This window comes from Glycomyces mayteni (assembly GCF_042428885.1).
In the GTDB taxonomy this organism is placed as follows: domain Bacteria; phylum Actinomycetota; class Actinomycetes; order Mycobacteriales; family Micromonosporaceae; genus Glycomyces; species Glycomyces mayteni.
In genome coordinates this window covers 365,931-377,764 of record NZ_JBHMBP010000002.1, presented here as the reverse complement: position 1 = coordinate 377,764, position 11,834 = coordinate 365,931, and the positions used below count along the sequence as shown (strand labels likewise).

Genomic DNA, 11,834 nt, shown 5'->3' with positions numbered 1-11,834 from the left:
TTCCAACCGGCTAGATTGCTTCATAACAGAACGGCATCATTCTCTGGGCTGCAGATCACCGGTTGAGCAGCTGCTCCAGGAGGCCGAGGCGCCAGGCGGCGTCTCGGGCCACCAGGAAGCCGACGATGCCGACGATCCAGCCGGTGGTGGAGGCGGCGTTGCGGGTCATCCAGTCGTTGATCTTGCCCAGGAGCGGTTCGACGGCGCCCCGGGCCACCAGGCGGGCCGCCAGGAGGACCAGGGCCGGGACGATCATGACCAGGCAGTACCCGGCCATCGTCGCGGTGGTGGCCGCGGTCCCGAGACCGGCGGTGGTGACGATGCCGATGGCCGCGAGGTACGGGAGCATCGTGGCGACTTCGAGGGTGGCCGCGCCGAGGGCGAGGCCCACGAGGGGGAGCGCGCCGGCGCGGGTCTTCACGGCGCCCGGCTCGGACTCGACGCCGAGGGCGCGCTCGCGCCAGCGGGTCATGCGGCCGCCGCCCTCCTTGGACTTCTTGGAGTCGAAGCGGAAGCTGAGGACGACGAGGCCGACGCCGACCGCGAGCTGCGCCCACATCGCGGGCCGGGTGTCCAGGAGCGCGCCGAGGTCGTCGGTGAACGCGGTCGCGCCGAGCACGATCGCCATGCCGACCGCGAAGTAGAACACCGTGATCGTCCCCAGGTAGACGAGCATCCGTCCGGCACGGACCCGGCCGGGGGCGAGGAGCAGCCAGATCGGGATGAGCAGCGTCCCGAAGCTGGTCGAGTCGATGAGGGCGAGGGCGGCCAGCGAGGCGGCCATGGCGAGGTCCATGGTGCGAGCGTATGGCGCGCAAGGGGGCCGGGACGTCGGCCGCGGGATCGATCTTCATGTGCCGGGACTGCGCCTTTGGTCGCAGGACGAAGGTGGGGACTGGCGTTGGATAGCGCTTTCCAGTAGGGTGGGGGCAAAGGCAAGGACGCCGACGAAGGGAACCCTTCCGTGAACGCCAACCCCCCGATCCTCACGGTCAACGACAACGGAGCCTGGTGCTGGTTCCAGGACGAGCGCGCGCTCGTGGAACCGCAGACGCAGACCCTCGTGGTCGGCTCGATCAGTGCGGCCGAGGGCCCCGGCGGGGAGGGCCGGTCCGGGAACGTCGAGCTCGCGGTGGTCGACCTGCGGGCCGGGACCAGCGAGGTCGTGGTGCTGCACGAGGCGTTCGAGACCGACGACCACGACGTGCCCGCGCTGTGGCGCCGCGCCGACGGCCGCTGGCTCGCCGTGTACACCAAGCACAAGACCGACGACCGCACCCGCTGGCGCGTCAGCGAACCGGGCGACCCGACCCGCTGGGGCCCCGAGCGCGAGTTCGACTGGAGCGGCCTCACCGGCGGCGCGGGCGTCACCTACTCGAACCTGCGGTCCATGGGCGGGCGGCTGTACTGCTTCGCCCGTGCGGTGAACGACGACCAGTGCGCGCTCGTCTCCGACGACGACGGCGACACGTGGGCCTACGCGGGCAAGCTGTTCACGCGCCCGAAGGTCGGCTACGTCAACGGCTACACGCGCTACGCGGGGGACGGCGAGCGCATCGACCTGGTGACCACCGACCACCACCCGCGCGACTACGACAACTCGATCTACCACGGCTACTTGGAGAACGGGGCGCTGCACCGCAGCGACGGCACCGTCGTGGACGCGGCGGCCGTGAGCGGCGACGCGCCGTCCCAAGTGGAGCTGACCCGGATCCTTGCGGCCGGGTCGCGGTGGGGCGGGGTGCGGATGTCGCACTGCTGGACCACCGACCTCCGGCGGGGCGAGGACGGCTCGGTCGCCGCGGTCCTCACCGCCCGCGCAGGCGAGGAGGAGCACCTCGACCGGCAGCGCGCCCACCCGGACCTGCGGTTCTTCTACGCGCGCATGGCGCCCGGCGGCGCGTGGACCGTGAACGAGCTCGCGAGGGCCGGGGCGGGCCTGATGCCGCACGAGGAGGACTACACGGGCCTGGCCTCGATCGACCCGTACGACCTCGACTCCGTGTACGTTTCGACCACTGTGGACCCGCGAGACGGGTCGGCCCTGGCGTTCCACGAGATCTTCCACGCCCGCACCGCCGACGACGGCGCGACCTGGACGTGGACCCCGGTCACCGAGGACTCCGAGGCCGACAACCTGCGCCCGATCGCCGCCCCCGGCGACCCGTCGCGCACGCCGCTGCTGTGGTTCCGCGGCACCATGACCGCCTCCCAGCACTACGACTGCGAGATCGTCCTGCGCGACCTCCCCCGCGGGGCCTGAGCTCCCGGGCCCCCGGAAAGAGCGCCGGGGGCCCGGGCGGCGGCCCCGGCTCGTTCAAGCCCGGTTTACACCGCGGCCCCTACGGTCTCCGGCATGAGACGAGTTTCAGCGATGATCGCGGCGGCACTGCTCGCCGCGGGGTGCACGTCGGTCGAGGAGGGCCCGGGACGGGCCGAGGAGGCGGGCTGCGACCCGGACCTGGTCAGCGGGCTGGGGCGGTGGGCCGACGCCGGGTTCAGCGGCACGGTCGCGATCACCGGCGGCGGCATGGAGTGCCGGGCCGCGTTCGGGACCGCCGACGGGACCGCGCCGGTCACCGACGACACGGTGTTCGCGATCGGCTCGGTGAGCAAGTCATTCACGGCCGCCGCGGTCCTCGGCCTGGCGCAGGAAGGCAAATTGTCCCTTGAGGACACAGCCGGGTCGCTGCTGCCGGGGCTCTCCGGCCCGGCGGCCGAGGCCACGGTGGAGCAGCTGCTCCTGCACACCAGCGGCCTCGAAGGCGAGCACGGCCGCGACCACGTGCCGCTCGACCGGGACGAGGCCGTCGCCTCGATCAGCGGCCTCGCCTCGGCGTTCGACCCCGGGAGCGACTTCCTGTACTCCAACGCCGGGTACTCGCTGCTGGCGCTCATCGTCGACGAGGCCACCGGGTCCTACCGGGACCACATGGCCGGGGAGGTCCTCGTCCTGGACGGGGAGCGGTTCGGCGGGTTCTGGGACGGCGAGCCCGCCGCGCCCGGCCCGCGCGCGATCGGGCAGGTCGACGGGTCGCCCGCGACCGAGAACGGGGGCTTCGCGGGCCCGTTCTGGGCGATGGAGGGCAACGGGGACCTCGCCATGACCGCCGGTCAGCTCGCCGACTGGACGCGGGCCCTGTTCGAGGGCGAGGTCATCGATCCCGAAGCGGTGCAGACGCTCACGGACACCGCGTTCGACAACGGCGACGGCAGCGCCGAGATCCCCGGGTGGGTCTCCGTGGGCCCGGACCTGCTCGGCACGCCCGTGATCACCGCCTCGGGGGGCGGCGGCGACACCGGGCACAACGCCGTCGCCGCGTGGCTCCCCGAGCAGGGCGTGAGCCTCGCGGTCGCCTCGAACGGCGAGGACGTCACCGCCGGGGACCTCGTGGACGCGATCGGGCCCGCGCTCGCCGCCGGGGAGCCGATCCCGCTCCCCGAGGGCCACGCCGAGGTCGATCCCGAAGAGCTGCAAGCGCGAGAGGGCACCTACGTGCTGGACTCGGGCGGGTCGTACACGGTGACCGCGACCGAGGACGGCCTGGAGGCCGCGGCCGGCGGCGCCGACGCCGTGGCCGCGATGTTCGCCTCCGCGGACTTCACCGCCGAGGACGTCGCCGCCCACGAGGCCCTGGTCGCCGCGCTCCTGGCCGGGGAGACCGACGCCGGACGCGAGGAGCTGGAGGCCGTCGAGGGCGACATCGGCGCGATCGAGGAGGTCCGGCCCGCGGGCACCGTCGAGGAGCAGGGCGAGCTGCGCACCTACGTCGAGCTCGTGACCGCCGAGGAGACCGTGCTCGGCTGGTACGCGCTGGACGAACGCGGCGGCATCGGCGGCGTGTGGCTCGGCGCCGAGCCCCCGGCGTTTACGCTGGTGCCCACCGGCGAGGGCGAGTACCGCCGCAACCTCGCCGGGGTCGGCGACGGCGTGCGGGTCGCCTTCGAGGAAGACCGGATGACGGTCACCGGCCCGGCCGGGTCCGCCGCGGCCCGGCGCTGAGAGGAGACGGCGTGCGCATCCTGCTGGTCGAGGACGACCCGGACCTGGGCCCCGTGCTCGCGCTCGGGCTGCGGAACGAGGCGTACGCCGTGGACCTCGCGGCGACCTGCGCCGAAGCCGAGGAGCTGCTGTGCGCCAACGACTTCGACGTGGCCTGCCTCGACCTGGGGCTGCCGGACGGGGACGGCCTCGCGCTGCTGCGGCGGCTCGGGGCCGACCCGCACCTGCGGCGGCCGCGGCGGCTCATCGTGCTCACCGCCCGCGACGCCGTGGACGACCGGGTGGCCGGGCTCGACGCGGGCGCCGACGACTACCTGGTCAAGCCGTTCGACTTCGCGGAGCTGGCGGCGCGGCTGCGGGCCCTGTCGCGCCGCGCCGACGTCAGGGACGCGGTCCTGGAGGTCGGGGACCTGCGGCTCGACGCCGCCGCGCACCGGGCCTGGCGCGGCGGCGCCGAACTCGAACTGACCGCGAGGGAGTTCTCCATGCTCAGGTACTTCATGCACCACCCCGGCGAGATCACCTCCACCGAGGACCTCCTGGAGCACGTGTGGGACGCGCAGGCCGACCCGTTCACCGCCTCGGTGCGGGTGATCCTCAGCCGCCTGCGCCGCAAGCTCGGCGAGCCGGGCCCGATCAGCACGGTCACCGGCGCGGGCTACCGCCTGGAGGCGCAGTGAACTCGCTGCGGGTCCGCTTGGCGCTCACCGGGGCGCTCGCGATCTACCTCCCGGTGGTCCTGGTCCTCGCGGTCACCGCGATCACGCAGGAGGAGTACACCGAGACCGGCGCCGACGGGATCGAGCGCACCGTCTCGCGCACCGGGGTCGACCCGAGCCTGTGGGGCGTGCTCACCGCGGCGCTCCTGCTGCCGGTCACGGTGGCGCTCGCGTGGTGGTGGTCGGGCCGGGCGGTGCGCCCGTTCGAGCGGGTGCGGGCCGCGGCCGAGCGGATCGGGGCGTCGGACCTGGGCCTGCGGGTGGGGAGCGCGCAGGGGACGGCCGAGGCGCGGGCGCTCGCGGCCGCGTTCGACTCGATGCTGGAGCGGCTGGAGCGCTCGGCCCTGGTGCAGCGCAGGCTGGTCGAGGAGGCGAGCCACGAGCTGCGGACCCCGCTCGCGGTCCTCATCACCGGCGCCGACGTGGTCCTGGCGCACCCGGAGCCGGACCTGGACCTGTACCGGGAGGGCCTGGAGCGCAGCCGGAACGCGGCCCAGCGGCTGCGCGACGTGGTGGGCGAGCTGCTGGTGGACGCGCGCGGCCGGGCCCGCGTGATCGACCGGCGGCCGGTGGACCTGGCGGTCCTCGCGAGGGAGGTGGCCGCGGAGTTCGCGCCCGCGGCGGTGGAGGTGGCCGGGGCGCGGCGCGCGGAGGCCGCGGTGGACGGCCCGAGCGTGCGCCGCGCGGTGGCGAACCTCGTCGGGAACGCCGTCAAGCACGCTCCTGAGGGGACTGTCGTGCGGGTCGAGGTGGAGGCGGGCCCGGACGCGGTGGCGCTCACCGTGGCCGACGAGGGCCCGGGGATCGCCGAGGCGGACCGGGAGCACGTGTTCGAGCGGTTCTGGCGCGGCGGCCGGGCCCCGGGGACGGGGCTCGGCCTGCCGATCGCGCGCCAGATCGCGCAGGCGCACGGCGGCGACGTGGCGCTCCTGGAAGGGGCGGGGTGCCGGTTCCGGCTGACGCTGCCGCGCGGCGCCCGCCCGTTACGGCCCGCCGTTGGCCTCGCGCTCCTTCTCCATGTTGGAGATCTGGTTCTCGCCCGCGGCCGTGGAGTTCGCCGTGTACTTGACGGTCTTCATCTTGTCGATGGGGTTCTTCCAGCTGTTCTTCAGCGGGTCCAGCGACTTCGCGAGCGGGGTGTTGGAGAGGCCGCGCAGGTGCTGGGCCCCGTCCATGACCTTCCCTCCGCCGCGCATCAGGCCCGTCGAGGTGCCCTTGAGCATCGAGTCGGTGGCGCCGTCGAGGGCCTTCTTCAGGCCGGTCGACTGGGTGCCGAACTTGCGCAGCGAGGCGACCCAGCGGCCGAGCTTCGACATGAGCTGGCCGAGCTTGCCGACCAGGTTCGCGAAGACCGACACGGCCTTGGAGACGACCCGCGCGACGGCGGCGGCCGCGGTGGCGCCGAACGTGAACCCGGCGGTGGCGAGCGCGGAGAGGATCCACAGGATCGCCTCGGCGATGAAGTTGGAGATGATCTCCAGGAACATGGTCCGGAAGATCGCGACGAGCACGCCCGCGCCGGTGATGAGGTTCGCGGTCCACTTCGCGCCGTCGGCCGCGCCGCCGATGACGCCGCCGAACGCGGTGGCGCTGTCGCGGTACGCCTCGGCGTCCTGGCCCTCCCAGTCGGCGGTGGTCTGGACCTCGGCGTTCCACGCCTGGGAGGCGTCGCTGAGCGCCATCGCGATGTTGTTCCAGGTCATCGCCAGGCCCTCGATGGCGTTGGGGTTGCCCGCCAGCCAGTCGAGGGGTTCGCGCAGGAACGAGATGTGCTCGAACAGCCAGGAGACGCCGGCCTGGACGAGGTGCTTGAAGGGGTTGGAGATGAACGAGAGCGCGTCGAGCCCGAGGGAGAACGTGGACGAGGCGATGTCGCCGACGTCCACCTGCCCCTGGGTGATGGCGTTCCCGTAGGCCTGCCCGGCCTTGTAGACGCCGTAGAAGATCTTCGAGCTCTGCGGCATCGAGGTGGGGGTCTCGCCCTCGATGAGGGGGTTGGCGGCGTTCACCGGTCGAGCTCCTTCTGGAGGGCGTCGAACACGGCGGCGACCTCCTCGTCCACGGTCTGGTACTGCTGGGCGGTGGCCTGGAGGGCCGTGGTGAAGCCGGTGCCGAGGTCGTCGATCGCGTCGAGGGTCTCGGTCCCGTCGTCGAGGAACAGGTCCAGGGCGGGCGGGATCAGCTGGGCGAAGATGACGCCGTAGGCGTTCTCGTCGCCCAGGCGCACGGCCTTCGCGGCGCCGGCGGCCTGGACCACGGCGGGCATGGGGCCGTTGACGAGCCTGCCCGCGTGGTCGCGGAGCATCTGGGGGTCCACTTTGACCATCTAGGACTCCCGCGGGGGCGGGGCGAACCCGGTGATGACGCTCATGGCCTCGGAGTCGGCGCCGAGGAGGCCGGACATGATCTCGGCGGTCCTGCGGCCGGACTCTTCGAGGGCGAGCCGGTAGACCTCCAGCACCAGGTCGGCGAGGCCGGTGCCGGAGAGGCCGCGCGCCTGGGGCGAGAAGCGCAGGCCGGTGAGCGTGCCGCCGGCGTTGACGGTGACGGTGACGATCTCGTCCTCGTCGGCGGCGGTGACCTCGGATTCGGCGAGGAGCTCCTCGGCGCGGCCGGCCTGCTCCTGGATGACGGCGACGCGGGATTCGAGTTCCTGCATGATCTCTTCTGGCGTTCGCATCCCATCCTCCTTCTTCGGTTGTGCCGTTGGTGCGGATGTCAAGCTAGCCAACGAGAGTGAACCGGAGATGGCGACGTTCTGAACGGGTGCGCTCAGTCAGGGCGCGTCATGGCCGCGATGAGCTCGGGACCGGTGAAGTCGCGGCGGCCCCCGGCCTCGGCGGCGTGGACGAGCGCCGTCAACCGCTCGTTCACCGGCGCGGTGGTGCCGTGCTCGGCGGCGAGCGCGGCGATCTCGCCGTTGAGGTGGTCGACCTCGGTGGGGCGGCCCGCGGCGAGGTCGTCGTAGGTGGAGGAGCGGGCGTGGGGGTCGACGGCGAGCATCCGGGCGGCGATGCGCGCGAACAGGGCGTCGGGCAGGCCGAGCACGTACGGGACGAGCCGCGGATCGGCTCCGGCGGCCTTGGCGGGCCTGATGCCCGCGGCCCGGTAGGCGGCGAGGGCCTCGCGCTGGGCGCGGGCGAGCACCCGCCGGTAGTCCCTTTGGGACAGTTCGGTGCGCAGGGGCAGGCCCGAGAGGGCGTTGACGGCGTTGTTGAGGTTGAGGAGGAGCTTGGCGGCCTGCACGCCGAGGAGGTCCTCGTGGAGGGCGAGCGGCATTGCGGCCCTGGCGAAGTCGTCCAGGAACGGCGCGAGCGCGGGGTGCGCCTGGGCTTCGAGGCCGCCGCCGGTGCCGCGGTGGAAGCGGCCCCCGCCGCGGTGCACCACGTTGAAGGCGACCATGCCGGGGACGACCTCGGCGCCGGGGAGTCCGGCGCGCAGGACCGCGGCGTTGCGCAGCCCGTTCTGGAGGCTGACGACGGGCGTGCCGGGGCGCAGCAGCGGCGCGAGCTGCGCGGCCGCGTCGGCGGTCGCGCCGGACTTGACGGTGACCAGGACGAGGTCGGCGTCCGCGGCGGCAGCCGGGCCGGTCTCGTAGCGGGGGTGCGCGATCCGCTCGTCGGCCCCGTCGAGGTCGGTGACGTGGAGGCCGCTCGCGCGGACCTCGGCGGCGATGCGCTCGCGCCCGACGAAGACGACGTCGGCCCCGGCGGCGGCGAGCCGCCCGCCGACGTAGCACCCGATGCTCCCGGCCCCGTAGACGCAGATCATCCCCGGATGCTATCGGCGCGCGGCGGAAACAGGGAAGGCGGCGTTGTGCACCGATTCGACCCGCGATCGACATCCGCCGTTCAAGATGGGGTCATGGGATGACACCCGGTGAGGGGTGGAATCTCCGGGTGCCATACTCCAGGCATCCCTCGCGAACCGCCGGTGCTGAGTTAGGAGCAACCCCGAAATGCCCGTCAACCGCAGAACCCTCCTCGGCGCCTCGGCCGCCGGGGCCGCGGCCGCCGTCGCCGCCGCCTCGCCCGCGGCGGCGAAGCAGTCCGCCAAGCGCTACTCGTTCACCGTCATGGGGACCACCGACCTCCACGGGAACGTCTTCAACTGGGACTACTTCAAGGACGCCGCCTACAGCGACGCCGCCGGGAACACCCGCGGCCTCGCCCGCGTCGCGACCCTCGTCGAGGAGATCCGCGACGAGGTCGGGAAGCAGAACACGATCCTCATCGACGCGGGCGACACCATCCAGGGCACGCCCCTGGCGTACTACTACGCGCGCGTCGACCCCATCGCCGCCGACGGCGGCCCCGTTCACCCCATGGCCCAGGCCATGAACGCGGTCGACTACGACGCCGCCGCGCTCGGCAACCACGAGTTCAACTACGGGCTCGACACGCTCCGCAAGTTCGAGTCGCAGCTGGACTTCCCGCTGCTGGGCGCGAACGTCATCGACACCGAGACCGGCCGCCCCGCGTTCCCGCCGTACCACATCGTGCGCCTGCGCACCCCGCGCGGACGCGACGTCAAGGTCGCGATCCTCGGCCTGTGCACGCCCGGCGTGACCATCTGGGACAAGGCGATCGTGGACGGCGTCCTGGAGTTCCCGAGCCTGGAGACCGAGGCCGCGTACTGGGTCAAGCACCTGCGCGAGGAGAAGTGCGTCGACGTCGTCATCGTCTCGGCGCACTCGGGCACCTCCGGGACCTCCGCGTACGACACCTCCACGGGCCTGGGCATCGAGAACGCCTCCAAGATCGTCGCCGAGACCGTCCCCGGCATCGACGCGATCCTGGTGGGCCACGCCCACGTCGAGATCGCCGAGACCCGCGTGGCCGGCCCCGACGGGCGCGAGGTCATCCTCTCCGAGCCGCTGTGCTACGGCCAGCGCCTCACCCGCTTCGACTTCGACCTGGTGTGGGACAAGGGCTCCTGGAAGGTGGAGTCGGCGGGCGCGACGGTCCTCAACTCGAACACCGCCGAGGAGCACGAGCGGATCACCGAGATCCTCACCGCCGAGCACGACGAGGTCGTCGCCTACGTCAACCAGGTCGTCGGGCAGGCGTCGATCGACCTCGACACGGCCGAGGCCCGCTACAAGGACGAGCCGATCATCGACCTGATCACGAAGGTCCAGGAGGACGTCGTGAAGGCGGCGCTGGCGGGCACCGAGCACGCGGACCTGCCGGTGGTGTCGCAGGCGTCGCCGTTCTCGCGGACCTCGCTGATCCCCCAGGGCGACGTGAAGATCAAGGACCTGTCGAGCCTGTACATCTACGACAACACGCTGGTGGCGAAGGTGCTGACGGGCGCGGAGATCCGGGACTACCTGGAGTACTCCGCGCAGTACTACGTGCAGACGGCCGCGGGCGGCGCGGTGGACCCGGAGGCGATCACCAACGCGGAGGGCCGGCCCGACTACAACTACGACTACGTCTCGGGCTTCACGTACGAGATCGACATCGCCAAGGCGGCCGGGTCGCGCATCGCGAACCTGAAGCACGCGGGCGCGGACGTCGAGGACGGGCAGCGGTTCGTGTTCGCGGTGAACAACTACCGCGCGAACGGCGGCGGGAACTTCCCGCACGTGGCCGCGGCCGAGGAGGTCTGGAGCGAGTCGATCGAGATCCGCACGCGGATCATCGAGTGGGTGACGGCCAAGGGCGCCTTGGACCCGGCGGAGTTCGCTTCGGTGGACTGGGTGCTCACGCGCGACGGGGTCCCGGTCTTCTGACCCTATATCCTATTTCATATATCCTATAGGATTCGGGGCGCCGCGGCCGATGGCCGCGGTGCCCTTTCACGTTCCCGCCGGACGTGGCAGTATTGCGTCCACCAGGCGAACTGACCGCCCGGCTAGCAAACGAGAACCCAATACGCCAGGAGCGCACATGGACTTCCGGGAAGAGGCCGCCGCCATCGAGGGCGAGCTCGTCGCACTGCGGCGCGAACTCCACCAGATCCCCGAGATCGGGCTCGACCTGCCCAAGACGCGGGCGGCCGTGCTCGCCGCGCTGGAGGGCCTGCCGCTGGAGATCACGCTCGGCGAGTCCTCGACCGCGGTCACCGCGGTCCTGCGCGGGGGCAGGCCGGGCCCGGCGGTGCTGCTGCGCGGCGACATGGACGCGCTGCCGGTGACCGAGGAGAACCCGGCCGAGTGGGTGTCGAAGCACGTGGGCACCATGCACGCGTGCGGGCACGACCTGCACACGGCGGGGCTCGTGGGCGCGGCGAAGCTCCTGTCGGCGCACCAGGCCGAGCTCGCCGGGGACGTGGTGTTCATGTTCCAGCCGGGCGAGGAGGGCTGGGACGGCGCCGGGCACATGATCGCCGAGGGCGTCCTGGAGGCGGCGGGCCGCAAGGTCGACGCCGCGTACGGGCTGCACGTCATCTCCGACACCGTGCCGCGCGGGGTGTTCACCACGAAGCCGGGCCCGATGATGGCCGCGTCCTCGGGGCTGTTCGTGAACGTGATCGGCAAGGGCGGGCACGGGTCGCGTCCGAACACGACGCTCGACCCGATCCCGGTGGCCGCCGAGATCATCACGGCGCTCCAGGCGCTCGTGACGCGCCGGTTCAACGTGTGGGACCCGATCGTCATCACCGTGGGCACGTTCAACGCGGGCACGCGGCACAACATCATCCCCGACAACGCGCAGTTCGCGGCGACGGTGCGCACGTTCTCGGAGGAGGCGCTCGCGCAGGTGGAGAAGGAGTCGGTGAAGCTCGCCGAGGACATCGCGACCGCGCACGGGCTCACCGCGGACGTGCGGTTCGAGCGCGAGTACCCGGCGACGGTCAACGACGCGGACGAGGCGGCGTTCGTCGCGGAGACGGCGAAGGACCTGTTCGGCGCGGACCGGTACGTGGAGATGCCCGACCCGGTCATGGGCTCGGAGGACTTCTCGCGGGTCCTGGAGGCGGTGCCCGGGAGCTACATGTTCTACGGCGCCACCGTGAAGGAGAACCCGGCGGACGCGGCGTCGAACCACTCGCCGCGCGCGGCGTTCGACGACTCGGTCCTGGCCGACGGCGCGGCGCTCCTCGCGGAGCTGGCCGTGCGCCGCATGAACCGCGGCTAGCGCGAGGTTTGAGGAAGGGGAGGCGGG

At 72.5% G+C, this 11,834-nt stretch carries 10 protein-coding genes and 1 pseudogene; 6 read left to right on the top strand and 5 right to left on the bottom strand.

What is annotated here, in order from left to right:
- Nucleotides 1-55: 55 nt before the first annotated feature.
- Nucleotides 56-796, bottom strand: coding sequence for a GAP family protein (locus ACFFXY_RS08430; RefSeq protein WP_382348314.1), 741 nt, complete (start codon nucleotides 794-796; stop codon nucleotides 56-58).
- Nucleotides 797-964: 168 nt separating this feature from the next.
- Between ACFFXY_RS08430 and ACFFXY_RS08425 the strand changes: the two genes are divergently transcribed.
- The 4 genes and pseudogenes from ACFFXY_RS08425 to ACFFXY_RS08410 form a co-directional block, all read left to right on the top strand.
- A complete protein-coding gene (locus ACFFXY_RS08425) occupies nucleotides 965-2,263 on the top strand; it encodes a BNR-4 repeat-containing protein (RefSeq protein ID WP_382348311.1) in 1,299 nt (432 codons plus the stop codon).
- A 93-nt stretch (nucleotides 2,264-2,356) separates the two neighbouring features.
- Nucleotides 2,357-4,003, top strand: coding sequence for a serine hydrolase domain-containing protein (locus ACFFXY_RS08420; RefSeq protein WP_382348308.1), 1,647 nt, complete (start codon nucleotides 2,357-2,359; stop codon nucleotides 4,001-4,003).
- Nucleotides 4,004-4,014: 11 nt separating this feature from the next.
- A complete protein-coding gene (locus ACFFXY_RS08415; RefSeq protein ID WP_382348305.1) occupies nucleotides 4,015-4,683 on the top strand; it encodes a response regulator in 669 nt (222 codons plus the stop codon).
- Nucleotides 4,680-5,633 (top strand): annotated as a pseudogene (locus tag ACFFXY_RS08410) (sensor histidine kinase); the annotation flags it as partial. The gene ACFFXY_RS08415 and the pseudogene ACFFXY_RS08410, both read left to right, overlap by 4 nt.
- Nucleotides 5,634-5,705: 72 nt before the next feature.
- Here the strand turns inward: ACFFXY_RS08410 and ACFFXY_RS08405 are convergent.
- From ACFFXY_RS08405 to ACFFXY_RS08390, 4 genes are all read right to left on the bottom strand, one after another.
- Nucleotides 5,706-6,731, bottom strand: a complete 1,026-nt coding sequence (locus ACFFXY_RS08405) for a WXG100-like domain-containing protein (RefSeq protein WP_382348302.1) — start codon at nucleotides 6,729-6,731, stop codon at nucleotides 5,706-5,708.
- Nucleotides 6,728-7,048 (bottom strand): type VII secretion target, encoded by a 321-nt coding sequence (locus ACFFXY_RS08400; protein ID WP_382348299.1) that lies wholly within the window; start codon nucleotides 7,046-7,048, stop codon nucleotides 6,728-6,730. Before ACFFXY_RS08400 ends, ACFFXY_RS08405 begins: the two co-directional genes overlap by 4 nt.
- A complete protein-coding gene (locus ACFFXY_RS08395) occupies nucleotides 7,049-7,402 on the bottom strand; it encodes a YbaB/EbfC family nucleoid-associated protein (RefSeq protein WP_382348296.1) in 354 nt (117 codons plus the stop codon). It lies immediately after the preceding gene.
- Between the two features lie 92 nt (nucleotides 7,403-7,494).
- Nucleotides 7,495-8,493, bottom strand: a complete 999-nt coding sequence (locus tag ACFFXY_RS08390; protein ID WP_382348293.1) for a 2-dehydropantoate 2-reductase — start codon at nucleotides 8,491-8,493, stop codon at nucleotides 7,495-7,497.
- Nucleotides 8,494-8,680: 187 nt separating this feature from the next.
- Between ACFFXY_RS08390 and ACFFXY_RS08385 the strand changes: the two genes are divergently transcribed.
- Together ACFFXY_RS08385 and ACFFXY_RS08380 are read left to right on the top strand one after the other, a co-directional pair.
- On the top strand, nucleotides 8,681-10,459 hold the full coding sequence (locus ACFFXY_RS08385; protein ID WP_382348291.1) for a bifunctional metallophosphatase/5'-nucleotidase: 1,779 nt from the start codon (nucleotides 8,681-8,683) through the stop codon (nucleotides 10,457-10,459).
- Nucleotides 10,460-10,616: 157 nt separating this feature from the next.
- Nucleotides 10,617-11,807, top strand: a complete 1,191-nt coding sequence (locus tag ACFFXY_RS08380) for a M20 metallopeptidase family protein (RefSeq protein ID WP_382348288.1) — start codon at nucleotides 10,617-10,619, stop codon at nucleotides 11,805-11,807.
- The last annotated feature ends 27 nt before the right edge of the window (nucleotides 11,808-11,834 follow it).

What these genes read in the sequence shown, in the direction of transcription:
- ACFFXY_RS08395 (WP_382348296.1), bottom strand. Translation starts at nt 7,402, where the DNA reads ATGCGAACGCCAGAAGAGATCATGCAGGAACTCGAATCCCGCGTCGCC.
- ACFFXY_RS08420 (WP_382348308.1), top strand. Translation starts at nt 2,357, where the DNA reads ATGAGACGAGTTTCAGCGATGATCGCGGCGGCACTGCTCGCCGCGGGG.
- ACFFXY_RS08400 (WP_382348299.1), bottom strand. Translation starts at nt 7,048, where the DNA reads ATGGTCAAAGTGGACCCCCAGATGCTCCGCGACCACGCGGGCAGGCTC.
- ACFFXY_RS08380 (WP_382348288.1), top strand. Translation starts at nt 10,617, where the DNA reads ATGGACTTCCGGGAAGAGGCCGCCGCCATCGAGGGCGAGCTCGTCGCA.
- ACFFXY_RS08385 (WP_382348291.1), top strand. Translation starts at nt 8,681, where the DNA reads ATGCCCGTCAACCGCAGAACCCTCCTCGGCGCCTCGGCCGCCGGGGCC.
- ACFFXY_RS08430 (WP_382348314.1), bottom strand. Translation starts at nt 796, where the DNA reads ATGGACCTCGCCATGGCCGCCTCGCTGGCCGCCCTCGCCCTCATCGAC.
- ACFFXY_RS08390 (WP_382348293.1), bottom strand. Translation starts at nt 8,493, where the DNA reads ATGATCTGCGTCTACGGGGCCGGGAGCATCGGGTGCTACGTCGGCGGG.